Raw genomic sequence first — 22,231 nt, 5'->3', positions numbered from 1 at the left:
TGGTGCGCAGGGAAGTTACTCGGCCGGGGGGCTGAGAAGAAGTCGCGAAGCCGCTTTTGGCGCGGATGGCGGCGGCACGGGACTTCCCGCACTTCCCAAGGCCTCCGAGCGGTTTCGGGCCGGCCTTGCGGACATCGATTCCGGACCGTCGAGCAGGAACAGGGGTGTGAAAGCAGCATGGGGACGGGCACACCATTGCGCTCGGTCGGGGGGGCGGACTCGATGGGCGACGCGTGGCGGACCGGGACGCTCCCGGACGACACGCTGGTGGAGGTGGCGCGGGCGGCCGTGACCGGTGCTCCGGCACCGGGCGGCGCCGAGGTCGCGGGCGGCTGGGGGGCCGCCTGCGACGGCTTCTGGTGCACGGTCCGGCCGCCCACGGGCGTGCCGGCGCCACCCGCCCAGGGGTGGAAGATCCATGTCAGCGCGGCCGGCACGGTGGCCACCGAGGTGCTCTCGGCGGTGGCCGGAGTCATCGCCGAGGACCCGTGCACCTTCAAGTTCGCGGCCGACCGGGAAAAGCTCCACCAGATCAATTCCCGGAACAGCGAACGCGGTTCTGCCGGGAAGTTCATCACCGTCTATCCGGCGGACGACGATCAGTTCCTGCGGCTCGCCGAGGAATTGCACCGGGCCACCGAGGGAATGCCGGGGCCCGTGGTGTTGTCGGACCGTCCTTTCGCACCCGGCAGCCTGGTGCACTACCGGTACGGCGCATTCTCCCGGCGGGCCGAACTCGGCAATGACGGCGCCTATCGATCGATGTTGCACGGACCTGACGGCGAACGGTTCGAAGATGTTCGTACAGCCGGCTACCGCTGCCCGCCCTGGGTGGTCGACCCGACCCTGGGAGCGGAGGCGGCGGTGACGGACGGCGCACGGCGGAACGGACGGCGCGGCGGTGGCGGAGTGCTGGTCGGCGGCCGGTTCGCGCTCACCGCGGCGATCCGGCACTCCGCGAAGGGCGGGGTGTTCCTGGGCACCGACACCACCGACGGCACGTCCGTGGTGGTCAAACAGGCCCGCGCCCACATCGAGGTGGACCGCGCCGGCACCGAGGCCCGCAGCGCGCTGCGCCACGAAGCCCGGATGCTGGCCGAACTGGCCGGCCTCGGGCTGACCGCCGAGCCGCTGGAGCTGATCGAGCAGCAGGACTCGCTGCTGCTGGTGCAGCAGCACATCCCGGGCCAGTCGCTGGGCAGTTGGGTGGCGGCCCGGCTGACCAGGGACGGCGCGCCGGACGTGCCGTGGGACCAGGCGCAGCCGATGGCGCTGGCCCTGGTCGACCTGCTGGAGCGGGTGCACGCGGCCGGCGTGGTGCTGCGCGACCTGTCACCGGGCAACGTGCTGGTGCGCCCCGACCGGCAGCTGTGCCTGGTTGACCTCGAACTCGCCTGCCCCGAAGGCAGGTTGGCCGGCACTGCGGGCACCCCCGGCTACCGCGCCCCGGAGCAGCGCGAGTCGGCGGCGGTGGCCGAGAAGGCGGCCGACCTGTTCGCGCTCGGCGGGCTGTTCTTCCTGCTGGCCACCGGGCACGACCCGCTCCTCCCCGAGCAGGGCGGCAGCGGCCGTCCGGTCCCGCAGCGCCTCGACCGCTGGCTGGACCTGGCCGCCCGCACCGGCACCACCGCGCGCCGACTGGCCCCGCTGGTCCGCGAGTTGCGCGCCGAGCGGCCCGAGCAGCGGGCCACCCTCACCGAGGTCCGCCGACTGCTCGGCGCCCCGGCCGGACCGCCGCCCGCCCCCGCGCCGCAGCCACTCGACCGGCTGCTCGGGGACGGGCTGCGGCGACTGGCCGAGACCGCCACCCCGCACCGCCCGGACCGGCTCTGGCCGACCGTGCCGAACGGGCAGCGCACCGACCCGTGCAACGTGCAGCACGGCGCGGCCGGCGTGCTCGCCGTGCTCGCCCGCGGCCTCGCCGTGTACCCGTCCGCGGCCCCGACGGTCCGCCAGGCCGCCCGCTGGATCGAACGGCGCTGCGCCGCCGAGCCCGTGGTGCTGCCCGGCCTGCACTTCGGCCGCTCCGGCGTCGCCTGGGCCCTGCTGGACGCCGCCGAGGCGCTGCACGACGAGGCCGCAGCAGAGCGGGCCCGGCGCCTGGCCGAGCCGGTCCCGCACCGGTGGCCCAATCCGGACGTCTGCCACGGCGCCGCCGGGGCCGGCTTCCTGCGGCTGCGGCTCGGTGACCACCGGGCCGCGCTGGACGGCGCCCGGGGGCTGCTCGCGGCCGCCGTCGAGGAGCCGTACGGCACGGTCTGGCCGGTGCCGCAGACCTTCGACTCCAGCCTGGCCGGCATCACCCACCTCGGCTACGGGCACGGCGTGGCCGGTGTCGGCGCCTTCCTGCTCGCGGTGCACCGGGCCACCGGCGACGCCGCCGCGCTGGCCGGCGCCGAACGGGCCGCCCGCACCCTGGCGGCCACCGCCCGCACCGCCGCCGGCACCCGCTACGACGGCGAGGGGGCCGCCTGGTGGCCGCAGAGCGCCGCCGACCCGGCGTCCGTCCGGCTGGCGCACTGGTGCAACGGCTCCTCGGGGGTGGGCAGCTTCCTGCTCCGCTACTGGCAGGCGACCGGCGACGGCGGCGCCGGTGATTTGGCCCGGGCGGCCGGCCAGGCGGTGCTGGACAACCGCTGGCACTGCGGCACCAGCGCCTGCCACGGCCTGGCGGGGGACGGCGAGTACCTGCTCGACCTGGCCGGGGCCACCGGCGAGACCCGCTTCGCGGACGGCGCCCGGGAGTTCGCCGAGCTGCTCAGCGCCCGCGCGGTGCTGCGCGACGGCCTGCTGGAGCTGCCCGACGAGACCGGCACCGGCTGCGCGGCCGGCTACGGCACCGGGACGGCCGGCCCGCTCGCCTTCCTGCTGCGCCTGCTGCACGGCGGGCCGCGGCTCTGGGTCGACCCGGTCGGCGCCGCCGCTCCGGTCTCCGGCCAGCACCCCACCGCCCGTCAGGAGCCGACCGCATGAACACCGCGATACGTGCCACCTCGCCCGCACTGCGCCGGCTCAGCTTCGCCTTCGCCGCGGACGGCTCGCACGCCGCCTGCCTGGCCGCCGGCCCCGACGGCGGCTGGTACGCCGAGAGTTGGCGGCTCGCCCCGGGCACGCCGGCCGAGCCCGTCCCGCTGCCGCTGCCCGGCGACCGCTGCGAGAGCCTGCGCACCCAGCTGGTCCCACTGCCCGACGGCCGGCTGCTGGCCTGCCGGCACGACGGCGAGCGCCACGACCTGGTGCTGCTCGCTCCGGGCACGGTCGGTGGGGCCGCCGTGGAGCAGCCGGTGGCCACGCTGCGGATGCCCGGGCTGCGCCTGCTGGCGCTCCCGGCCCTCGGCCCGGCGGCCTGCGACCCGCAGCCGTGCGACGCCACGGCCGCCGCCGCACCGGTGGCCGTGGCGCTCGGCACCGACACCGCCCCGACCACCCACGCCTGGCTGGTCTTCGCCGACGGGCGACCGCCCCGCCAGGTCGCCGAGTTCGCCGGCCTGCACGGCGGCGGCGTCTGGCTGGACCGCGCCGGGCGGCTGCTGGCCCTGGACCGGGTGCGCGCGGGCGTCGTCAAGTCGGTGGTGCTCGATCTGCGGCTGGGCACCGTGACGCCGCTGCTGGAGATCTCCGAGCGGAGCAACGACCGGCTGCTGCTCTTCGACCCGGACACCTCGTTCCTCCTGCTGCGCAGCGACGCGCCCGGCGAGGACCGGCTCGGCTGGGGGGTGCTGGGCGGCGCCGCCCCCGTGCGGTTCCCCGAGTGCCTGCACGTGCCCGGGCTGTTCCTGCGGCCCGTGGTGCTCGAACCCGGTGCCCGGGCGCCCGAGCAGACCCGGGTGGCGATCCAGGTCGACCACGGGGTCTCGTCGGCCCTGGCGGTGTGGCGGCCGAGCGGCGGGCGGCTGGAGCCGCTCGCCGTGCCGCCCGGCCGACTGGGTGCGGTCGGCCACTGGTCTGCGGCCGTCCTGCGGATGCCGTACTCCGCGCCGGACCACCCGACGGCGCTGGCCACCCTGCGGGTCGACCAGCTGCGCAGTCTCCCGGCGGCCGGGTCGGCCGCCGCGGCGCCGCTGCCGCTCGCCCTGGCCCCGCTCTCCGGGCCGCGCCTGCCGCCCAACCCGGCCGCCGCCGCGCCCGGCACCGGGCTGGTCCCGGCCCAGGTCACCGGTGCCCCACCGACGCCGGGGCTCGGCTGGCGGCTGGACGGCAGCGCTTCGCCCGCCGGCGGCGGGCGCTGGCACGGCGCCCAGGTGCTGGAGCTCGCCGGACCGGCCGGCCCGATCGAGGCGATGGTCTACGGCGGCGAGGCCTGGCTGAGCAGCCCGCAGCTGGTGGTCGCGCTGCACGGCGGTCCGGCCGACGCCTGGCGCCTGGAGTTCGACCCGGCGTTGCAGCGGATGGCCGCCGACGGCCTGGCCGTGCTCGCGCCCAACCAGCGCGGCAGCACCGGCTACGGCACCGAGCACGCGATGGCGATCCGGGGCGCCTGGGGCGGGCCCGACCTGGCCGACGTCCTCGGCCTGTTGGAGGGCCTGGCCGGGCAGCGGGCCGCGGCCGGACTGGAGCCGCCCGCCCTGTTCGGGGTCAGCTACGGCGCCTTCCTGGCACTTCTGGCCACCGCGCACGCCCCGGCGGACCGGGTGTCGCGGTGCGCCGTGGTCGCGCCGTTCCTGTCCGGGGCCCGGCTGCTGGCCGAGGCCACGCCGCCGGTGCGGGCGCTGACCAGGCGGCTGGGCGGCGGCGAGCCGATCGACGACCGGCTGGGCCCGCGCGACGTGCTGGCCCTCGCCGACCGCCTCACCGCGCCGCTGCTCATCGTGCACGGCGACCGCGACGAGGCCGTACCGGTGAGCCAGTCGCGGGCACTGCGCCACGAACTGCTGCGCCTGGGCCGCGCGGAGGGCAGTGACTTCCGCTACGTCGAGGCCGCCGGGGCCGGGCACGAGGTGCTCACCGAGGAGGGCTCGGCCGTGCTGCACGAGCTGCTGTCCGGCTTCCTGAGAACCGGACGCACGGGCTGACGATCCGTCATAGCAGCGGCCCACCACAAGACTTCCCCGCTTCGCGATGGCGACGCGATCCGGGGGACCGTTCGGCCACCGTGGCCGGGCGGAGCACCACCCACACCGACCGCGCCGCGCACCCGTGCGGGCGCGACCTTCAAGGGGAGGAACCCATCATGGAGATGACCGACTTCGAGACCGACCTGGCGGCCCTGCAGGACCTGCCGGAGACCGAGTCCGTCGAGCTGAACGGCGGCAACGGCTGCCAGTTCACCTGTCTGCTCCTGACCTGCCTGATCTTCACCATCGCCTGACGCGATCGGAATCAGCAGTCACCCCGGGTGGCCCAGGGCGTTCGCGCCCCGGGCCACCCGGCCGCTGTCAGGCCGTAGGCTTCGCGACGCCCGCAGCGCACCACACCACACCGCGCCCGCCTTCGCATCGCACCCGTATGGTGACGGTGGCGATGGACGCGGTGCGGTTCGCCGCCCTGCTGACCGTCCCCGCCGCCATCCGGCACCGCGAACCGCGGCCGGCACCGACCGGCCGCCCGCGCGCCGGCGGCGGCGGGCGGCTGCTGGACGGCTGGCGCCACATCCTCGGCCATCCGGTGCCGCGCCCGCTCTTCCTCAACTCCGTGCCGTTCAGCGCCCTGATCACGGCGACCGAACCGCTGCTCCCGGTTCGTCGGCCCCGGCACGGGTGGCATGCTGCCGGCGATCGTCCTCCAGTTCGGCCTGGTCACCTGCATCGGGATCAGCAACCCGGTGTTCGCCACCATCCGGCTCGACCACACCGAGCAGCACCTGGTGTCCCGCACCCTCATTGCCTGGACGGTCGGCAGCAGCGCCACCATCGCGGCCCTCACCGCCCTGCGGGCCTGCTCGCCACCCTCACCGGCCCGCGCACCGCCATCGCGGCCGCGGGGCTGCTCCTCCTGGCGGCTCCCCTGCTGCTGCCGCCTCAGTCCCCCACGGCGATCACCACCTTGCCGAACGCCGCTCCCGAGGCGTAGTGCCGGAACGCCGCCGGAGCGTCATCGAAGGCCACCACCCGGTCGACCACCGGATGGATCGCGTGCTCCGCCAACACCCGGTTCATCGCGGCGAACTGCGCCCGACTGCCGACCGCCAGCGGCCGCACCGCGGCGCCCGAGCCGAAGAGCAGCCGAGGGTCCAGCGGGGGCACGTCCGCGGACACGAAGCCCACGCAGGCGACCTGCCCGGCAATCTTCACCGCGGCGAGCGACTGCGCCAGGTTCCCGACCACGTCGACGATTCGATCGGCACCCCGACCGCCGGTCAACTCCCGCACCCGCGAAGCCCAGTCGGGCTCCTTCCGGTAGTCGATCACCGCATCCGCGCCCAACTCCCGCAGGCGTCGCGCCTTTTCCGGGCTGCTGGTGGTCGCGATCACCCGCGCCCCGAGCGCCTTGGCGAGTTGCAGCGCGAACAGCGAGACGCCGCCCGAGCCGAGCGTCACCACCGTCTCCCCCGGCCGCACGCCGGCCCCGCCGTCCCCGGTCAGCGCGTTCCAGGCGGTGAGCGCCGCGCAGGGCAGCGTGGCCGCCTCCACGTACGACAGGTGGTCGGGGACGGGCACCACCGCATGCTCGTCCAGCAGTGCGAACTCGGTGAGCATCCCGTCCAACGAGCCGCCCAACTGCGCCAGGTGCTCGACGCCGAACGGACCGTCCTGCCAGCTCGGGAAGACGTTGGCCGCCACCCGGTCCCCCACCCGCACCGTGCCGACCCCGGCTCCGACCGCCACCACCTGCCCGGCGCCCTCCGCCACCGGCACCACATCGGGCTTGACCGGCAGCACGTAATCGCCCGCCAGCACCAGCAGTTCGCGGTAGCTCAGGGCCGCCGCCCGCACCGCCACCACCACCTGCCCGGGCCCCGGCTCCGGCTTCTCGCACTGCCGAACGGTCAGCCCGTCGATCCCGGCTCCGCTGTCGACGTGATAGCTGCGCATGTGGCGAACACCTTCCACCCCTGCCGACATGAGTGCACCCCCAAAAGGTAGATAGACCATCCGATCTACTTCTGCGGCGACTATATAGACCGGTTGATCTACTCCACAAGGGCTGGCAAGCTGGCACCATGACCACCCGGAGCAAGCCCGGCCCCCGGCAGCGCCTCCTCGACGCCGCCCAGGAACTGACGTACCGCGAGGGCGTCGCCGTCGGCGTGGACAGCCTGCTGAAGACGGCCAATGTGGCGCGGCGCTCGCTCTACGAGCACTTCGGCGGCAAGGACGGGCTGATCGCCGAGGTGCTCCGGCGCAGCGCCGCCGAGGACGAGGCCGCCTACCGGGAGACCATGGCGGCGGCCGGCGACGAGCCGCGGGCCCGGCTGCTGGCAGTCTTCGACCGGCTGGCATTGATCGTCGACCGGGCCGACTTCCGGGGCTGCCGCTATCTGGCGGCGGACCTGGCCCTCGCCGACCCGGAGCACCCGGGGCATGCCGTCACCAGGGAGTACCGCGCCAACGTGACGGCGCTCTTCGAGGCCGAGCTGGCCCGACTCGGCCACCCGCGGCCGGGCCACGCGGCCGGGCAGCTGCTGCTGGTCGTCGACGGCATCATGGTGGCGGCCGCGACCCGGCCGGACAGCGATCCGGCGGGCGCGGGGCGGGAGTTGGCGCTGGGCATCCTGGCGCAGGCGGGCGCCGCGGGGGCCGCGGGGGCCGCCCGGGGGCGGATCGGGGGCGGTGCGACGTGATTGCCACCCCGGTCGCCCCGGAGCGCGTCCTCACCACCCCGTTCCGGCGGAGCGCGGACCTCGGCGCGCGGACTCCGCCGGCCGACCGGCGGCCGGCGGCGGCGCCGAGCCCCGCCGCCGCAACCGGTTGAACTCCGGGCAGCGGATCAGGGAATCGCCCGGATCAGCACCAGCGAGCCGTTGTAGCTCTCCTGGTGCCGCAGCGCGCCGTGGCGCTCGTCCCAGGCGCCGGAGCTCAGTTCGCGGCGGAACTTCTTGAGGTACTGCTCCTGCAGCTCCGGCTCGACGAAGCTCCACGCCGAGCAGGCCTGCCGGGCGCCCGGGTCCAACAGCCGCTCGGGGCGGGCGAAGTAGGCCTCGTTGAAGCCGTCGGTGCAGTCGGCCGGGATCGGCACCCGCTCCACCGCGACGGCACCGCCGAGGGCGTCGGAGATGGTGCTGATCGCGGGGTAGCGCCGGGCCTCGTGCTCGAGGACGTCCGGCGCGTACTGGTACAGCCAGAAGTCCCGCACCAGCGCGGGGTCGCAGGTGAGGATGACCACCGGACCGCGGGCGACGCGCCGCAGTTCGCGCAGCCCGGCCTTGACGTCGCTCCACTGGTGCACCGTGAAGGTGGCCAGCGCGGCGTCGAACGAGCCGTCCTCGAAGGGCAGTTGCTCGGCCTTGGCGTCAATGGCGGGCGCCAGGTGGCCGGGCCGCTGGTCCCGCATCACCTGGGACGGTTCCACCGCGGTGAACTCGAACGGGCCGGCCTCGTAGGACCCGGCCCCCGCACCGACGTTGACGACGGTGCGGACCTCGCCCAGGGCCTGCTGGATGAGTTCCGCGATCCGCGGATCGGGCTGCCGGTAGTTGCTGTAGCCGGTGCCGATGACGCCGTAGTCGGCATCCCCGGCACTTCCGTCCTTGAATTCGTTGGTCACGCGGCCAAACCTACCGACAAGTCGGCTCTTTGGGCAGATCTGTGACCGTTCATAGACATACATCCGGGAGTCGATAGGCTGCCCCGATGGCCTATCAGTTGGTGATCTTCGACAATGACGGCGTGCTCGTGGACAGCGAGCCGACCGCACACCGGATCCTCTCGGGCTACCTGACCGAACTGGGCTTCCCGACCACCCTCGAGGAGTCCTACCACTACTTCCTCGGCAACGCGGGCCGGACGGTCCACCACTGAGGCCGGAGCTGCTCGAGCGGGCGCGAGGCCGGTGCCGCCGAGTGGGCGTCAGGGTGGGCCGCAGGACGGACGGCACCGGACTGCCGGGAGTGACGGCGCCGACGTTGCGCGTCACCGTTCGGCGACACGGCCCGCCTGATCGTCCGCCAGGCGGACGGGTCGATAGGCTTTGTCAGGGTCGGCCATTAGGGTGATCCACCAACGGGGCGAGTCCGCTTCGGTGTGCCGCGGGTCGCCGCGCCCTGCCGAGGCGGCTTTTCCCTGTGCCAGGCCTGGTCACGGCGTACCGGGCCCGGTCATGGCCGGCGGTGCCGCGCGGCACCACAGACCTTGCACCCACGCACGGAGAAGACGACAGATGTCCGAAACCCTCAACGACACCAGCGACCACGGCGCCGACGAGGCCAACTCGGAGGACGCCGCCCACGGCCGCCACCGCGGTCTGCTCGCCCCGGACGACAGCAGTGAGGCCGGCGGGCGCGGCCGCCACCGCCTGGAGGCGGCCGCGAACTGACGGCCGAGGGCCGCGATGCGCCACCGACGGGCCCGATTCCGCCGACTGCGGGGTCGGGCCCGTCGTCGTACCCGGGGCACCCAGGCGGCTACCGGCGGGTAATGCGGTGCGAGGATGGTCCCCCCATTCGCCCGACCCCGCGCAGGAGCAGCACCATGACCGAGACCCCCGCCCCGGCTCCCGAGGTGCTGGCGGCCTTCACCGCCGCCGACGGCTTCATGCCGCTGGACGAGGGCCTGGCGCTGTACGCGGCCGCCGTCGAGGCCGCCGAGCGCACCGGGCTGCCGGTGCTGGAGATCGGCACCTACTGCGGCCGGTCGGCGATCCTGCTGGCCGACGCCGCCCGCCGCACCGGCACCGTCGCACTGACCGTGGACCACCACCGCGGCTCCGAGGAGCAGCAGCCGGGCTGGGAGTACCACGACGGAACGCTGGTCGACCCGGAGGTCGGCCTGATGGACACCCTGCCCCGGTTCCGCCGCACCCTGCACCGGGCCGGCCTGGAGCAGCACGTGATCGCCCTGGTGGGCCGCTCCCCGCAGGTGGCGGCGGTCTGGGGCGGCCGCCTCGGGCTGGTCTTCATCGACGGCGGGCACACCGACGAGCACGCCACCGGCGACTACGAGGGCTGGGTGCCGCACCTGGCCGAGGACGGCCTGCTGGTGGTGCACGACGTCTTCCCCGACCCCGCCGACGGCGGCCAGGCACCGTACCGGGTGTACCTGCGGGCGCTGGCCGAGGGCTTCGAGGAGGTCTCGGTCGCCGGTTCGCTGCGGGTGCTGCGCCGCACCGTCTGAGACGATCCCCTGACCGTGCGTGGTCCGTCCGGCGGATCGGCCCGTTTTTCCGGCGCCGATCCCCTCGGGACGGCGAACGGCCGGTACGGTGACGAAGGGCACTCGCGGGTCCGCGCCGGCCCGACGGTCCGGACGCGGCTGACGGGCGCGCCCCACTGACCACGAGCGACCACGGGCACACGGCCGGACCTGAAGGCGGGGGCCACTGAGCATGACGGACCATCAGGGCGAGATGACACCTGCGGTCTGGGACCCGGGCGCGAACGGCGGCGCGGGCGGCTGGGTGCGCCGTCCGACGGCTGCCGGCGCGCCGCGTCCGGCCGGGTCCACCCCGCCCGGGCCCACCCCGCCCGGTGGTGCGCCCGCCTCCCCGATGGCGGCGCCGCCGCAGGCCGGCGCGGTGGGCGACCAGGGGCCGATGCTGTCCGCGCGTCCGTACCTGCAGGCCGACCAGCCGCCGAGCGTGCCGGCCCCGCCCCCGGCACCCCCGACCGTGCCGCCCACCGGCTACGGTCAGGCCACCCCGCAGCCCGGCCACGGCCAGGCGACGCCGCAGCAGCCGGGCTACGGGCAGGCACCCCCCATGCAGCCGGGCTACGGCTATCCGCCGCCGCGCGCCCAGGCGCACCCGCCGACCGCCCCCCTGGTGCCCCCGCCCCCCGGCGCGCCCGGCGGCCACGGCTACCCCCCGGGCACCCCGTCGGAGGCGCCCACCGCTCTGCTGCCGCCCGTCGCCGCCGGCCACCCCGTCCCCGCCGGCCACTCCGGCTACCCGCCGCCGCCCCAGGCGCCGCCCGGCGGCGGCCTGGACCTGCCCGGCCGGTACGAGGAGGATCCGGACGACGAGGACCGACCGGCCCGCCGCCGCACCCCGCTGCTGGTCGGCGCCGGCCTGGTGCTGCTGCTCGCGGTGGGCGGCGGCGTCGTCCTGGCGACGCAGCACACCGGCTCCGGCAGCCCGACCGTCAAGGCGGCCGCCCCGCCCACCACCGGTGCGGCGGCACCGAGCGCGAGCGGCGCGCCCGCCTCCGGCCCGCCCGCGGCCGGTGACAGCCCCGGCGCCGGCGCGTCCGACTCGACGAGCGCCAGTGCGAGCGCGGGCGGCCCCAATGCGCAGAGCGAGGCCCAGGCGCTGGACGCCCTGCTGACCCAGGGGGAGGCCGCCAAGGCCCCGATCGGCAGCGCCGTCGCCCAGGTGGAGAGCTGCCCGGCCAAGGCCGACGTCGACGCCGCCGCACAGGCCTTCAGCAGCGGCGCCGACCAGCGCGACAAGCTGGTCGCCCAACTGGGCGCGCTCAACGTGGCCGACATACCCGGTGGTGCCGACGCCGTGCAGAGCCTGAAGTCGGCCTGGCAGACGTCCGCGGACATCGACCGGGCGTACGCGGCCTGGGCGCAGTCGGTCAGCGCGAGCGGCTGCGGCGGCAGCGGGCAGGCCCCCGACACCGCGGACAAGCAGAAGGCCGACCAGCTCAACCCGCAGGCCACTCAGGAAAAGAAGGACTTCGTCGCCAAGTGGAACGCGCTGGCCGGCACGTACGGCCTGGCCGGCCGGACCTGGGACAGGATCTGACAGCCCGTGAACCTCCGTACCACCCAGCCCACCGGCCGCCGCGCCGGGACCCGCCCGGCCCGCGGCGCGCTGCTCGCCGCGCTCGGCCTGACCGCGGCGCTCGCGCTCACCGGCTGCGGCGGCAGCAGTGCGGCCGCCGGTGTCCGGGCGGCACCGGCCGGTTCCGGCAGTGCCGGTCCGAGCGCCCCCTCCGGCAGCGCCACACCCGGCAGCGCCGGTCCGAGTGGCGCAGCGAGCAGCGCGGCACCCGGCGGCGCCGGCCCGACCGGCAGTGCCGGCCCCAGCCCCACCGGCAGCCCCACCGGCAGCACCGCAGAGGGGCCGCTGGCCGGCCGCACCATCGTGGTCGACCCGGGCCACAACCCGAACAACGTCAACCACACCGCCGAGATCAACCAGCAGGTCGACGTCGGCAACGGGCACAAGGAGTGCGACACCACCGGCACTTCGACCGACGCGGGCTACACCGAGGCCGACTTCACCCTGGACGTCTCGCACCGGCTGCGCGACCTGCTGCGGAGCCTCGGCGCCACGGTGATCCTCACCCAGGACGGCGACCGCCCGTACGGCCCGTGCGTCACCGAGCGCGCGGCCATCGGCAACGACGCGCACGCCGATGCCGCCATCTCGGTGCACGGGGACGGCGGGCCGGCCTCCGGCAGCGGCTTCCACGTGATCATGCCCGCCAAGGTGGTCGCCGGGCAGGCCGACACCACCGCGATCACGGAGCCCTCGCACCGGCTCGGCCTGCTGGTCCGCGACGACTTCCAGCACGCCACCGGCGAGCAGTTCGCCGACTACGTCGCCGACCACGGCCTGGACACCCGTGACGACCTGGGCGGACTGAACCTGTCCAAGGTGCCCAAGGTCTTCATCGAGTGCGGCAACATGCGCAACGCGGGCGACGCGCAGCGGATGACGGACCCTCAGTGGCGGCAGCGGGCGGCGCAGGGCACCGCCGACGCGTTCGCCGCCTTTCTGAGCCACGCCGGGGCCACGCCGGGCCCCACCGGCTGACCGGTTGGTACCGGGATCAGTAGAATCACAGCCCGTTACGCCGAAACGACACACCAGCGAGGGGACCGAATCAGTGAATCTGCGCGCTCTCACCAGGGGAGATGCCGCCGTCGCCGGTGCGGCCGTGCTCCTGCTCATCTCGTCGTTCCTGCCGTTCATGACGGCCCAGGCGTGCTACGAGGGCACCTGCAAGACCATCGACGGGACGCCGAGCAACGCCTGGTCCACCACCCTGTTCCCGGTGCTGCCGTCGATCTACCTGCTGGGCATCGCCGCGGCGGTGCTGATCCTGCTGCAGCGGTTCCAGGGTGAGGCGGCGAAGACCCGGCAGATCCTGGGCCTGCGGCTGGACCAGTGGGGCAGCGGACTCGCGGTGGCCTCGCTGTGGACGGCGCTGTGGTCGATGGGCAGCGGTGACGCCATCGCCAAGGTGGACGTCTCCCACTCCTGGGGCGCCTACCTGGGTCTGATCGCCACCGCGGTGCTGACCGGCGCGGCCGTCGCCGGGCCGCTGGTGCCGGCGCTCCAGGCGCCGCTGGTGAGCGACAAGCCGGCCGCCCCCGGCTTCCAGCAGGGCTTCCCCGGTCAGGGCTTCCCGCAGGCGGGCGGCTACGGCTACCCGGGCCAGCAGCAGGCGCCGGGCCAGCAGTTCCCCGGTCAGCAGCCGGGCGGCTACGGCTACCCGGTCCCGGGCGCCGGCCAGCCGGGTGCGCAGGATCCGTTCGGTCAGCAGCAGCAGTTCGGCCAGCCCGCCCCGGGCCTGGGCGCCCAGGCGCAGCCGCAGGACGCCTTCCCGGCGCCCGCTCCCGCCGCAGCCGCCGCCCCGGTGGCCGCGCAGGCCGCCCCCGAGTCGGCCTCCGAGCAGACCGCCGTGCTGCCGCCGACCCTGGCCGCCGACCCGGCCCCGGCGGCCTCGGCGCCCGCTCAGGCCGCCGCTCAGGCGGCGCCGGCGGCCGAGTTCGCCCCGTTCTGGTTCGCCGTTCCGGCACCGCGCCCGCTCGCCCCCAAGGACGGCTCGGCCGGCCCGCCGGTCGGCCAACTGCTGCCCGGCACCTGGTACCTGGCGGTGGAGCAGCGCGGCACCGCCCTGGTGGCGCAGCTGCAGGACGGCACCCAGGGCGTACTGGCTGACGTCAGCGGCATCCAGCGCGGCTGACCGCACCCGGTCCCAACTGCGAACGGCCCGGCGGGAGTTCTCCCACCGGGCCGTTCGGCGTCCGCCCGACGTCTCAGCAGCAGCCCTGCACGGCGAGCCCGTTCGGCAGTTTGTCGGCGGCGAAGACGGCGCTGGTGGCGGGGTCGCCGCCGAGCACGGCCACCGCGAGCAGCATCGAGCCGGCCGTCCAGGTGGTGCGCTCCTCGGGCCAGATGGCGTCGTCCTCGAAGACGTAGCCGGTCCAGTAGGAGCCGTCCTCGTTCCGCAGCCGACGGATCCAGCGCAGGATGGTCGCAGCCTGCTCGTGCCGGCCCACCGCCCAGAGCGAGAGGGCGAGTTCGGCGCTCTCGCCGCCGGTCACCCAGGGCCGGTCGCTGACGCAGCGCACCCCGAGCCCGTCGACCACGAAGCGGTCCCAGTCGGCCGCCAGCCGGTGCTCGGCCGCGGCGCCGCTGAGCGCGCCGCCGAGCACCGGGTAGTACCAGTCCATCGAGTAGCGGCCCTTGTCGAGGAACCGCTCGGGGTGCTCGGCCACCGCGTGCTGCAGCAGTCCGGCCGCCAACTCCCAGTCGGGCTGGGGTTCCTGGCGGTGCTCGGCGATGGCCAGACCGCACCGCAGGGCGTGCAGGATGCTGGACGAGCCGGTCAGCAGCGCCTCCTGGGCGGGTGCGCCGCCTTCGTCCAGCCGCCAGGCTATCGGACCGCCAGGCAGCTGCAGGCCCACCGTGAAGTCCAGTGCCCGGTGCACCACCGGCCACATCCGGTCCAGGAAGGCGTCGTCGCCGGTGGTCAGGTAGTGGTGCCAACTGCCCACCGCCACATAGGCGCAGAAGTTGCTCTCGACCGCGCGGTTGCTGACGCCCGCGGCGCCGTCACCGTAGTAGCCGGCGTACCAGGAGCCGTCCGGGTTCTGCTGCTCGGCCAGCCAGCGGTAGGCGCGGTCGGCGGCGGCGTGCTCGCCGGCCGCGTCCAGGGCCATGGCCGCCTCGGTGTGGTCCCACGGGTCCAGGTGGCCGCCGGTGAACCACGGGATGCCGCCGTCGGGGCGCTGCTCGGCCAGGATCGAACGCACGGTGGCGGCGGCCTCGGCGGCGTCCAGCACGCCGGGCAGCAGCAGGGTCTCGGGGGCCGCCACGCCCTCGGGGACGGTCATGCGGCGGTCCGGTTGGGCTTGGCGGCGTACGCGACGAAGCTCTTGCCGATCACCGGGTTGAGCGCGGCCTCGGCGGCCTTGGTGAGCTTGCTGATCACCGGGGTGCCGACGATGTCCCAGACCAGCAGCTGGTGGTAGGCGCGCACCGGCAGCGCCTTGTCGTTGTTGACGCCGACCGCGCACTTGATCCACCAGTACGGCGAGTGCAGCGCGTGGGCGTGGTGGGTGCCGTACGGCTCGAGGCCGGCGTCGCGCAGCTTGTCCAGCAGCTCGTCGCCGCGGTAGATCCGGATGTGGCCGCCCTCGACCTCGTGGTACTCGTCGGAGAGCGTCCAGCAGATCTTCTCCGGCAGCCAGCGCGGCACCGTGACGGCGAGCAGCCCGCCGGGCTTGAGCACCCGGAACATCTCGTTGAGGACGCCCTTGTCGTCCGGGATGTGCTCCATCACCTCGGAGATGATGATCTTGTCGAAGGACTCGTCCTCGAAGGGCAGCGCCAGCGCGTTGCCCTCCATGGCCACCGCGCTCGCTCCTGCGGGCGCCTCACCGGCCGCGGCCATGGCGTCGAACCACTTGCGGACCTCGGCGATCTCGTCGGCGTTCTGGTCCAGGGCCACCACGTCGGCGCCGCGGCGGTAGCACTCGAACGCGTGCCGGCCACCGCCGCAGCCCAGATCGAGCACCCGGTCGCCCGGGGCGAGTGGGAAGCGGGAGAAGTCGACGGTCAGCACTGCGGGACTCCCATTCGTTACGACGTCAAGCGGGGGTGACGGTGATCAGGTGACGGAGGTTCACGGACCCGGGCGGTCAGACAGAGCGCCGGCGACGGTCAGACATAGCGCCAGCCCGGACCCGAGCGGGCCCGCTGCCCGACTCCGGTGGCGATCGCCGCCCGGTAGCAGTCGGCGGTGCGCTCGGCGGCCCGCTCCCAGGTGAAGCCTGCCAGCACCCGGTCCCGGCCGGCCGCCCCGAGCCGGGCCCGCAGCGCGGGATCGTCCAGCAGCCTGCCGAGCGCGCCGGCCAGCGCGTCCGCGTCACCCGGCGGCACGGCCAGGCAGGTCTCGCCGTCCGGCCCGGCCACCTCGGGGATCGCCCCGCCGGTACTGGCCACCAGCGGGGTGCCGGTGGCCATCGCCTCGGCGGCCGGCAGCGAGAAGCCCTCGTAGAGCGAGGGCACGCAGGCCACCTCGGCGGACCGGTAGAGGTCGACCAGCTCCTGGTCGCTCAGGCCGGTGCGGAACTCGATGTGCGGCTCCAGGCCGAAGCGCCGCACCGCGTCCGCGACCGGGCCCTCCGCCTGCTTCTTGCAGACCACCACCAGGTGCGCGGCACGCTCGGTGCGCACCTTGGCGAGCGCCTCCACCAGGTACACCAGCCCCTTGAGCGGCACGTCCGCGCTGGAGGTGGTGACGATCCGCCCGGGCACCACCGGCACCTCGTCGGACGGCGACCAGAGCCGGGTGTCGGCGCCGATCGGCACCACCTGGATGTTGCCCGGCGCGGTGCCCAACTGGCCGGCGATGTCGGCTTTGGAGCTGTCGGACACGGTGATCACGTGGTCGAGGCGGGCCGCGACCCGGCGCTGCATCCGGGTGAAGGCGTACCAGCGGCGCAGCGACAGCCGGCGGCCCCGGGACCCGGCCGCCGCCAGCTCCAGCCGGCGGTCCTCGGTGACCGGGTGGTGCACCGTGGTGACCAGCGGGAAGCCGTGCCGGGCCAGGCCGAGCAGGCCGTAGCCGAGGGTCTGGTTGTCGTGCACCACGTCGTAGCGGCCCCGGTGCCTGGCCAGGTACTGCCGGGCCCGCAGCGAGAAGGTGAGCGGCTCGGGGAAGCCGCCGGTCCACATGGTGGCGACCTCCAGCGCGTCCACCGGGCCGCGCAGTTCGGCGGCCTTCGGGGTGCGGAACGGGTCGTCGGCCCGGTACAGGTCCAGACTGGGCAGCTTCACCAGGCGCACCCGGCCCGGCCCGGTGGTCTCGTCGAGCACGGGGTAGGGCTGGGCGCCGATCACGTCGACGTGGTGGCCGAGGCGGGCCAGCTCCCGGGAGAGGTGGCGGACGTAGACACCCTGGCCGCCGCAGAACGGGTCGCCCCGGTAGGAGAGGAGCGCGATCCGCAGCGGCTGGTCGGCGGTGGGTGGCTGCCCCGTCATGGTCGGCCCCTTCTTGCCCACGCCCACCGGGCCGAGCGTGTGAACTCCAGAGACCCTGAAGATTACCGGCCCGTAGCTTGTGCTTCGGAGCCCGGGTCGGTGATTCACGCCACGCCCGGACCGTGCTGCGCCCCTCGGTGATCCGCCCCCGTCGGCCGCCGGAGGGCTCCACTCCCGTCGGAGCCGCCGACGGCGTGCGCCGGGCGCCCCCGGAGGGCCGAACCAGCCTTGCGCTCCCCCTCCGGCCCTCGCACCGCCCACGGGTGGTGGTGCACGGGGTCGGCCCGCTCCACTTGCCGGACGGCGAGCGCCAGGCCCCCGGCCCGCCGCGGCGCGTCACCGGGCGGCCAGTACGGCTCGGTCCGCACTCCCGCCACCGCCGGGACGGGGCCGACGCGATGCGGTCGGGCTCACCGGTGCGGTTAGAGTCGTCTCTGGCCGCGCCCGGCCCGGTCAGAGCGTCAGCGGGGACCGCGGCGGCCTGTCTGCCGTCCACCGAAAGGCAAGCGCTCCGCCATGCTCGCACCCGCCCGTATCGGCGCCGCCCTGCTCGCCGCCGGCCTGCTCACCGGTCTCGCCGCCGGTCCGGCGCCGGCCGACTCGGGCTCACCGTCCGCACCCGCCCCGGCGGCGCCGCCGGCGGCGCCCACCCCGGCGGCGGTCCCCGGCGCGCTGTACGGCAAGAGCGACCCGGCCTACGACGGTGTGTACCGGCAGTCGCCGGCGCTGCTCGCGCTGAAGTCCACCGGACAGACCCCGCCGACCGCCGCGGTGGACTGGCCGTCCGCCAACGCCGCCGGCTGGCTGCAGGCCAAGTCGGGCACCGACGCGGCCGCCACCGCCACGCTGGTCCTCACCGCCAAGGCAGCCGGGCGCGACCCGCATGCGTTCGCGGGCGCCGACCTGGTCAGCCGCCTGACCGCCGCCGGCCCGGCCGCGCCCAGCGCGCCCGCCGCCCCGCCGGCCGCCGAGCACAGCGCCGCCAAGGGCCTCAGCCCGCTCGCGGTGGGTGGCATCAGCCTGGTGGTCAGCATCGGCATCGGCTACGTCATCAGCCTGATCCAGCGGCGCAAGCGCAAGTGACCCACCGCACGGGCGAGCCGGACCGCCGGGTCCGGGTCGCCCGGCACCGGGTGGGCCGAGCCCCGGCGAACCCTGCCCCGTTGCGGATCCGCCGCGCTGCGCCAGGCTGGAGGTATCACGGTTCGGCGACACGGACGGAGGCGCCATCGCCATGGCCACCTTCATGGATGTCCACCACGGCATGACCGGGATCACCCCCGAAGAGCTGGAGCAGGCCCACCAGGCCGACCAACGGCTGGAGCGCGAGGAGGGCGTGCACTTCAAGCAGGCCTGGGCCGACCCGGCGTCCGGCACCGTCTGGTGCCTCTCGGAGGCGCCGTCGGCCGACGCCGTGCAGCGGGTGCACGAGCGCGCCGGCCACAAGGCGGACGAGATCCATTCGGTGCCGTACAGCGTCTGAGCTGCCCGGCCCCACCGCCCGGAGGCCGGGCGCCACAACCCAACCACGACACCCGGCGTCACGACCGGGCCCGGACACCCGGCATCACGACCCAACCGGACGCCCGGCATCACGGCCGAGCCCGGACCTGGGCTCGACCCAGCGCAGCACCCCGTCGGCCGCGCAGGACTCGGCGATGCCGGTGGCCTCCTCGACCAGGGCCGCGGCCTGCTCGGGCCGGCCCCGGTCGAGCGCCGGCTGGGCCGGCGCCGACAGGTTGGCGGCGGGCCCGGGCCGGAAGTCCAACTCGCCCGCCTCGTGCGCGGAGTACGCCAGGTGCCGCAGCGCGTACGACGGGGTGCGCCGATCGCCGACCCGCTCCGCCGATGCGTCGCCCTGGCCCACCTGGTGGTAGCAGCCGATCCGGAACAGCGCCGCGCTGCGCCCCGAACCGTGGCCGAGTTCGCGGTAGTTCCCCGCCGAACACCGCCCTTTCGTGGAGTGCCTTGGCCGCCTCGATGCTCATTCGTCCCCCCCCGTGATCGGACGCCTTCGACAGTTGCCGGCCGCTCCTCGACAGGAGATCGAAGCTCCCGGTATACAGGCCGGATGACCACCAGCAGCAGACCGTTCGATGCCGTGCTGACCGATCTCGACGGCGTGATCCGGCTGTTCGACCACAGCGAGCTGAACCGTCTGGAGCGCGCCGCCGGTCTGCCGGCCGGCCGCACCATGGGCGTCGCCTTCCACGCCGAGTTGCGCGGCCCGCTGCTGCTCGGGCAGTTGGCCAAGGCGGAGTGGCGGGCCCGGATCGTCGAACGGCTGGCGCAGGAGTCGGCTGCGGCAGCGGAGTTGGCGGCGGCGTTCACCACTGCGCCGTTCCGGGCCGACCCGGCGGTGGTTGCGCTGCTGCGCGCGGTGCGCGAGCACGTCCCGGTGGTCGTGGTCACCAACGCCACGCTCTGGCTGGACGCCGACCTGGCGGCGATCGGGCTGACCGGGCTGGCCGACGCGGTGGTGAACAGCGCCGTGGTGGGCGCGGTCAAGCCGGAGGAGCGGATCTACCGGATCGCCGCCGAGCAGGCGGGAGCGGCGGTCGAGCGCTGCCTGTTCGTCGACGACACCGCGGGCAACGTGGCGGCCGCCCGCGCGCTCGGCATGACGGGGGTGGAGTACCGCGAGCCGGCCGATCTGCGCAACGCCCTCTCGCCGCTGCTGAACTGAGCCCGCCTGGACCGGGCCCGGCTGCTGGAGCGACCCGCCCGTGGACCGACCGGCCTGCCGGCCCCGGCCGACCCACCGGACCGACCGGCCTGCCGGACTGGTGCAGCCTGCTGAACCGTCGGGTCAGAACGACCGCCCCTCGTTGTGCGGCACGTGCGGGGCGGGAACCGGGTCCGGGCGTTCGTGCGGGTCACCGCAGAGGTTGCGACTGAGCGTGGTGAGCAGCGCGGCCAGCTCGGCGAACTGCTCCTCGTTCCAGTCGCCGAGCAGCTTGGCCAGTTGGGACCGCCGGGCAGTGACCAGCCGCTCGGCGACCAGCACGCCCGCCTCGGTCAGGCGCATCGGCAGCCCGTTGCGCACCGCCAGGCCCCGGCCTTCCACTTCGCGGGCGGCGACCTCGATCACGGCCGGCGGCACGATCCCCTGTTCCGCCAACTCGGCCGGTTCCACTGAACCTTGGCGCTGGAGTTGCAGCAGCAGCCAGCTGGAGGCGGGGTGCAGGTCGAGACCGGCCTCGGCGGTGATCCGCCGGTAGAGGTCGCGGCGGGCCTGCCGGGTGCCCAACACCGACAGGGCCCGGGCGATTTCGTCCACCGAGCTGCGTTCCACCGGGTTCATCCCGATCGACTCGCCGAGGTCCGGCGCGGTCACCGACTCGCGCAGCGGCTGCTCCCTGATGAACAGCGACAGCACGAACGCCACGGCCGCCACCGGGGCGGCGTAGAGGAACACTTCGGCGATCGAACTGGCGTAGGCGTGCAGCACATTGTGGGCGGTGGCGGGCGGCAGGGTGTGGATCACCCGGGGGTCCGCGGTGATCTCCTTGGCGGAGAAGCCCGGTGGCAGCGTGACGCCGCGCAGCGCGTCCTTGAGCTTGCGGTTGAGGCCGGTGGTGAAGATGGTGCCGAAGATCGAGACGCCGAAGGAGGCGCCGATGGAGCGGAAGAAGGTGGCGGCGGCGGTGGCCGCGCCCAGGTCCTGGTAGCCGACCGAGTTCTGCACGATCAGCACCAGCACTTGGAGCACCAGCCCCAACCCCAGCCCGAAGACCAGGAAGTAGAGGCTCATCACGGTGGTGGAGGTGGACTCGGTGAGCCGGGAGAGCAGCACCAGGCCGACCACCATCACGGCGGTGCCGACGATCGGGAAGAGCCGGTAGTGGCCGGTGCGGGCGACGATCTGACCGGAGCCGATCGAGGTGACCAGCATGCCGAGCACCATCGGCAGCATGTGCACGCCCGACATGGTCGGCGAGACGCCCTGCACCACCTGGAGGAAGGTCGGCAGGTAGGTGAGGGCGCCGAACATCGCGAAGCCGACCACGAAGGAGATCACGGCGACCAGGTTGAAGGTGCGGGAGGTGAACAGCCGGGGCGGCAGCACGGCTTCCTCGGCCTGCCGCTCGACCATGACGAAGGCGATCAGCAGCACCACGCCGAGCACGCCGAGGCCGATGATCTGCCAGCTGCCCCAGCCGTAGCTGACTCCGCCGAGCGAGGTCATCAGCACGAAGCAGGTGGCCACCGCGGCGATCAGCACGATCCCGGGGTAGTCGATGGCGTGCTTGCGGGTGACTTCGGCGCTGTGCAGTACCAGCGCGATCGCCACCAGGGCGACCGCGCCGATCGGCAGGTTGATGTAGAAGACCCAGCGCCAGGAGAGCTGGTCCACGAAGAAGCCGCCGAGCAGCGGGCCCAGCACGCTGGTGGCGCCGAAGACCGCGCCGAACAGGCCCTGGTACTTGCCCCGCTCGCGCGGTGGCACCAGGTCGCCCACGATCGCCTGGGTGAGCACGATCAGGCCGCCGCCGCCCAGCCCCTGCAGCGCCCGGAAGGCGATCAGCTCGCCCATGTTCTGGGAGAGCCCGCAGAGCGCCGAGCCGATCAGGAAGATCACGATGGAGGCCTGGAAGAACCGCTTCCGGCCGTACATGTCGCCCAACTTGCCCCAGAGCGGGGTGGCGGCGGTGGAGGCCAGCAGATAGGCCGTCACCACCCAGGAGAGGTGCTCCAGTCCGCCGAGGTCGCTGACGATGGTGGGCAGTGCGGTCGACACGATGGTCTGGTCGAGGGCGGCCAGCAGCAGCGCCAGCAGCAAGGCGCCGATCGGGACCCAGAGGTTGTGGACCGGTGCCTGTTGCGGGGCCGGTGCGCGGGCCTCGGTGGCCGGTTCCGCCATGACAGAACCTCCGCCTGGTGATCCTGGTGCCGGTGTCTGACGACGTGGCAGCTTCCGACTTCTCATCGTGTCAGATTTATCCGCTTTTGCGGCTCGGGGTTGGGCCAT

19 protein-coding genes and 1 pseudogene are annotated in these 22,231 nt (G+C 74.6%); 13 read left to right on the top strand and 7 right to left on the bottom strand.

The window, feature by feature from the left end:
* Positions 1 to 222: 222 nt before the first annotated feature.
* From lanL to LN042_RS29030, 3 genes are all read left to right on the top strand, one after another.
* Positions 223 to 2,973 (top strand): class IV lanthionine synthetase LanL, encoded by a 2,751-nt coding sequence (gene lanL / locus LN042_RS29040; RefSeq protein ID WP_230054380.1) that lies wholly within the window; start codon positions 223 to 225, stop codon positions 2,971 to 2,973.
* Entirely contained in the window at positions 2,970 to 5,012 is a 2,043-nt protein-coding gene (locus tag LN042_RS29035) for a S9 family peptidase (RefSeq protein ID WP_230054379.1), read from the top strand. The genes lanL and LN042_RS29035 overlap by 4 nt, the downstream gene beginning before the upstream one ends.
* A gap of 158 nt (positions 5,013 to 5,170) precedes the next feature.
* Entirely contained in the window at positions 5,171 to 5,308 is a 138-nt protein-coding gene (locus LN042_RS29030) for a VenA family class IV lanthipeptide (protein WP_230054378.1), read from the top strand.
* Between the two features lie 649 nt (positions 5,309 to 5,957).
* Here the strand turns inward: LN042_RS29030 and LN042_RS29020 are convergent.
* Entirely contained in the window at positions 5,958 to 6,971 is a 1,014-nt protein-coding gene (locus LN042_RS29020; protein ID WP_230054377.1) for a zinc-dependent alcohol dehydrogenase family protein, read from the bottom strand.
* A gap of 128 nt (positions 6,972 to 7,099) precedes the next feature.
* Here LN042_RS29020 and LN042_RS29015 point away from each other — a divergent pair, with 128 nt between their 5' ends.
* Positions 7,100 to 7,720: a TetR/AcrR family transcriptional regulator gene (locus LN042_RS29015; protein WP_230054376.1), complete on the top strand. Its 621-nt coding sequence runs from the start codon at positions 7,100 to 7,102 to the stop codon at positions 7,718 to 7,720.
* 146 nt (positions 7,721 to 7,866) lie between these two features.
* Here the strand turns inward: LN042_RS29015 and LN042_RS29010 are convergent, their stop codons facing one another.
* Positions 7,867 to 8,643, bottom strand: a complete 777-nt coding sequence (locus LN042_RS29010; protein WP_230054375.1) for a class I SAM-dependent methyltransferase — start codon at positions 8,641 to 8,643, stop codon at positions 7,867 to 7,869.
* A gap of 86 nt (positions 8,644 to 8,729) precedes the next feature.
* Here LN042_RS29010 and LN042_RS29005 point away from each other — a divergent pair.
* The 6 genes and pseudogenes from LN042_RS29005 to LN042_RS28980 all read left to right on the top strand — a co-directional run.
* A pseudogene (locus LN042_RS29005) lies at positions 8,730 to 8,891 on the top strand (hydrolase); the annotation flags it as partial.
* Positions 8,892 to 9,255: 364 nt separating this feature from the next.
* Positions 9,256 to 9,411, top strand: coding sequence for a hypothetical protein (locus LN042_RS29000; protein WP_230054374.1), 156 nt, complete (start codon positions 9,256 to 9,258; stop codon positions 9,409 to 9,411).
* Positions 9,412 to 9,566: 155 nt separating this feature from the next.
* Complete coding sequence (locus LN042_RS28995; RefSeq protein WP_230054373.1) at positions 9,567 to 10,208, top strand: class I SAM-dependent methyltransferase; 642 nt, start codon at positions 9,567 to 9,569, stop codon at positions 10,206 to 10,208.
* A 211-nt stretch (positions 10,209 to 10,419) separates the two neighbouring features.
* A complete protein-coding gene (locus LN042_RS28990) occupies positions 10,420 to 11,781 on the top strand; it encodes a hypothetical protein (RefSeq protein ID WP_230054372.1) in 1,362 nt (453 codons plus the stop codon).
* Positions 11,782 to 11,787: 6 nt separating this feature from the next.
* Entirely contained in the window at positions 11,788 to 12,798 is a 1,011-nt protein-coding gene (locus tag LN042_RS28985; RefSeq protein WP_230054371.1) for an N-acetylmuramoyl-L-alanine amidase, read from the top strand.
* Positions 12,799 to 12,871: 73 nt separating this feature from the next.
* Complete coding sequence (locus LN042_RS28980) at positions 12,872 to 13,954, top strand: hypothetical protein (protein WP_230054370.1); 1,083 nt, start codon at positions 12,872 to 12,874, stop codon at positions 13,952 to 13,954.
* 73 nt (positions 13,955 to 14,027) lie between these two features.
* Here the strand turns inward: LN042_RS28980 and LN042_RS28975 are convergent, their stop codons facing one another.
* From LN042_RS28975 to LN042_RS28965, 3 genes are all read right to left on the bottom strand, one after another.
* On the bottom strand, positions 14,028 to 15,107 hold the full coding sequence (locus LN042_RS28975; protein ID WP_230054369.1) for a prenyltransferase/squalene oxidase repeat-containing protein: 1,080 nt from the start codon (positions 15,105 to 15,107) through the stop codon (positions 14,028 to 14,030).
* Positions 15,104 to 15,838: a class I SAM-dependent methyltransferase gene (locus tag LN042_RS28970; protein WP_230054368.1), complete on the bottom strand. Its 735-nt coding sequence runs from the start codon at positions 15,836 to 15,838 to the stop codon at positions 15,104 to 15,106. Before LN042_RS28970 ends, LN042_RS28975 begins: the two co-directional genes overlap by 4 nt.
* Positions 15,839 to 15,936: 98 nt before the next feature.
* Complete coding sequence (locus tag LN042_RS28965; protein ID WP_230054367.1) at positions 15,937 to 17,259, bottom strand: glycosyltransferase family 4 protein; 1,323 nt, start codon at positions 17,257 to 17,259, stop codon at positions 15,937 to 15,939.
* A 516-nt stretch (positions 17,260 to 17,775) separates the two neighbouring features.
* On the opposite strand from LN042_RS28965, the gene LN042_RS28960 reads away from it, so the two are divergent.
* The gene (locus tag LN042_RS28960) at positions 17,776 to 18,342 is read left to right on the top strand and encodes a hypothetical protein (RefSeq protein WP_230054366.1); all 567 of its coding nucleotides are present in this window, start codon (positions 17,776 to 17,778) and stop codon (positions 18,340 to 18,342) included.
* Positions 18,343 to 18,493: 151 nt separating this feature from the next.
* Complete coding sequence (locus LN042_RS28955; protein WP_230054365.1) at positions 18,494 to 18,742, top strand: SCO4226 family nickel-binding protein; 249 nt, start codon at positions 18,494 to 18,496, stop codon at positions 18,740 to 18,742.
* Positions 18,743 to 18,826: 84 nt separating this feature from the next.
* On the opposite strand, the gene LN042_RS28950 is transcribed toward LN042_RS28955, so the two are convergent.
* Positions 18,827 to 19,126, bottom strand: a complete 300-nt coding sequence (locus LN042_RS28950) for a hypothetical protein (protein ID WP_230054364.1) — start codon at positions 19,124 to 19,126, stop codon at positions 18,827 to 18,829.
* Positions 19,127 to 19,330: 204 nt separating this feature from the next.
* Here LN042_RS28950 and LN042_RS28945 point away from each other — a divergent pair, with 204 nt between their 5' ends.
* On the top strand, positions 19,331 to 19,945 hold the full coding sequence (locus LN042_RS28945) for an HAD family hydrolase (protein ID WP_230054363.1): 615 nt from the start codon (positions 19,331 to 19,333) through the stop codon (positions 19,943 to 19,945).
* A gap of 123 nt (positions 19,946 to 20,068) precedes the next feature.
* Here the strand turns inward: LN042_RS28945 and LN042_RS28940 are convergent, their stop codons facing one another.
* Positions 20,069 to 22,123, bottom strand: coding sequence for an MFS transporter (locus LN042_RS28940; RefSeq protein ID WP_230054362.1), 2,055 nt, complete (start codon positions 22,121 to 22,123; stop codon positions 20,069 to 20,071).
* Positions 22,124 to 22,231 lie beyond the last annotated feature (108 nt).

Source organism: Kitasatospora humi, from assembly GCF_020907985.1.
Lineage (GTDB): Bacteria > Actinomycetota > Actinomycetes > Streptomycetales > Streptomycetaceae > Kitasatospora > Kitasatospora humi.
Note: the sequence above shows the minus strand (reverse complement) of the source record. Positions and strands in the feature narration are given on the sequence as shown.

Bases quoted from the DNA above. Each gene is read 5' to 3' on its own strand.
- lanL (WP_230054380.1), top strand. From the start codon at position 223: ATGGGCGACGCGTGGCGGACCGGGACGCTCCCGGACGACACGCTGGTG.
- LN042_RS29035 (WP_230054379.1), top strand. From the start codon at position 2,970: ATGAACACCGCGATACGTGCCACCTCGCCCGCACTGCGCCGGCTCAGC.
- LN042_RS29030 (WP_230054378.1), top strand. From the start codon at position 5,171: ATGGAGATGACCGACTTCGAGACCGACCTGGCGGCCCTGCAGGACCTG.
- LN042_RS29020 (WP_230054377.1), bottom strand. From the start codon at position 6,971: ATGCGCAGCTATCACGTCGACAGCGGAGCCGGGATCGACGGGCTGACC.
- LN042_RS29015 (WP_230054376.1), top strand. From the start codon at position 7,100: ATGACCACCCGGAGCAAGCCCGGCCCCCGGCAGCGCCTCCTCGACGCC.
- LN042_RS29000 (WP_230054374.1), top strand. From the start codon at position 9,256: ATGTCCGAAACCCTCAACGACACCAGCGACCACGGCGCCGACGAGGCC.
- LN042_RS28995 (WP_230054373.1), top strand. From the start codon at position 9,567: ATGACCGAGACCCCCGCCCCGGCTCCCGAGGTGCTGGCGGCCTTCACC.
- LN042_RS28990 (WP_230054372.1), top strand. From the start codon at position 10,420: ATGACGGACCATCAGGGCGAGATGACACCTGCGGTCTGGGACCCGGGC.
- LN042_RS28975 (WP_230054369.1), bottom strand. From the start codon at position 15,107: ATGACCGTCCCCGAGGGCGTGGCGGCCCCCGAGACCCTGCTGCTGCCC.
- LN042_RS28965 (WP_230054367.1), bottom strand. From the start codon at position 17,259: ATGACGGGGCAGCCACCCACCGCCGACCAGCCGCTGCGGATCGCGCTC.
- LN042_RS28960 (WP_230054366.1), top strand. From the start codon at position 17,776: ATGCTCGCACCCGCCCGTATCGGCGCCGCCCTGCTCGCCGCCGGCCTG.
- LN042_RS28955 (WP_230054365.1), top strand. From the start codon at position 18,494: ATGGCCACCTTCATGGATGTCCACCACGGCATGACCGGGATCACCCCC.
- LN042_RS28945 (WP_230054363.1), top strand. From the start codon at position 19,331: ATGACCACCAGCAGCAGACCGTTCGATGCCGTGCTGACCGATCTCGAC.
- LN042_RS28940 (WP_230054362.1), bottom strand. From the start codon at position 22,123: ATGGCGGAACCGGCCACCGAGGCCCGCGCACCGGCCCCGCAACAGGCA.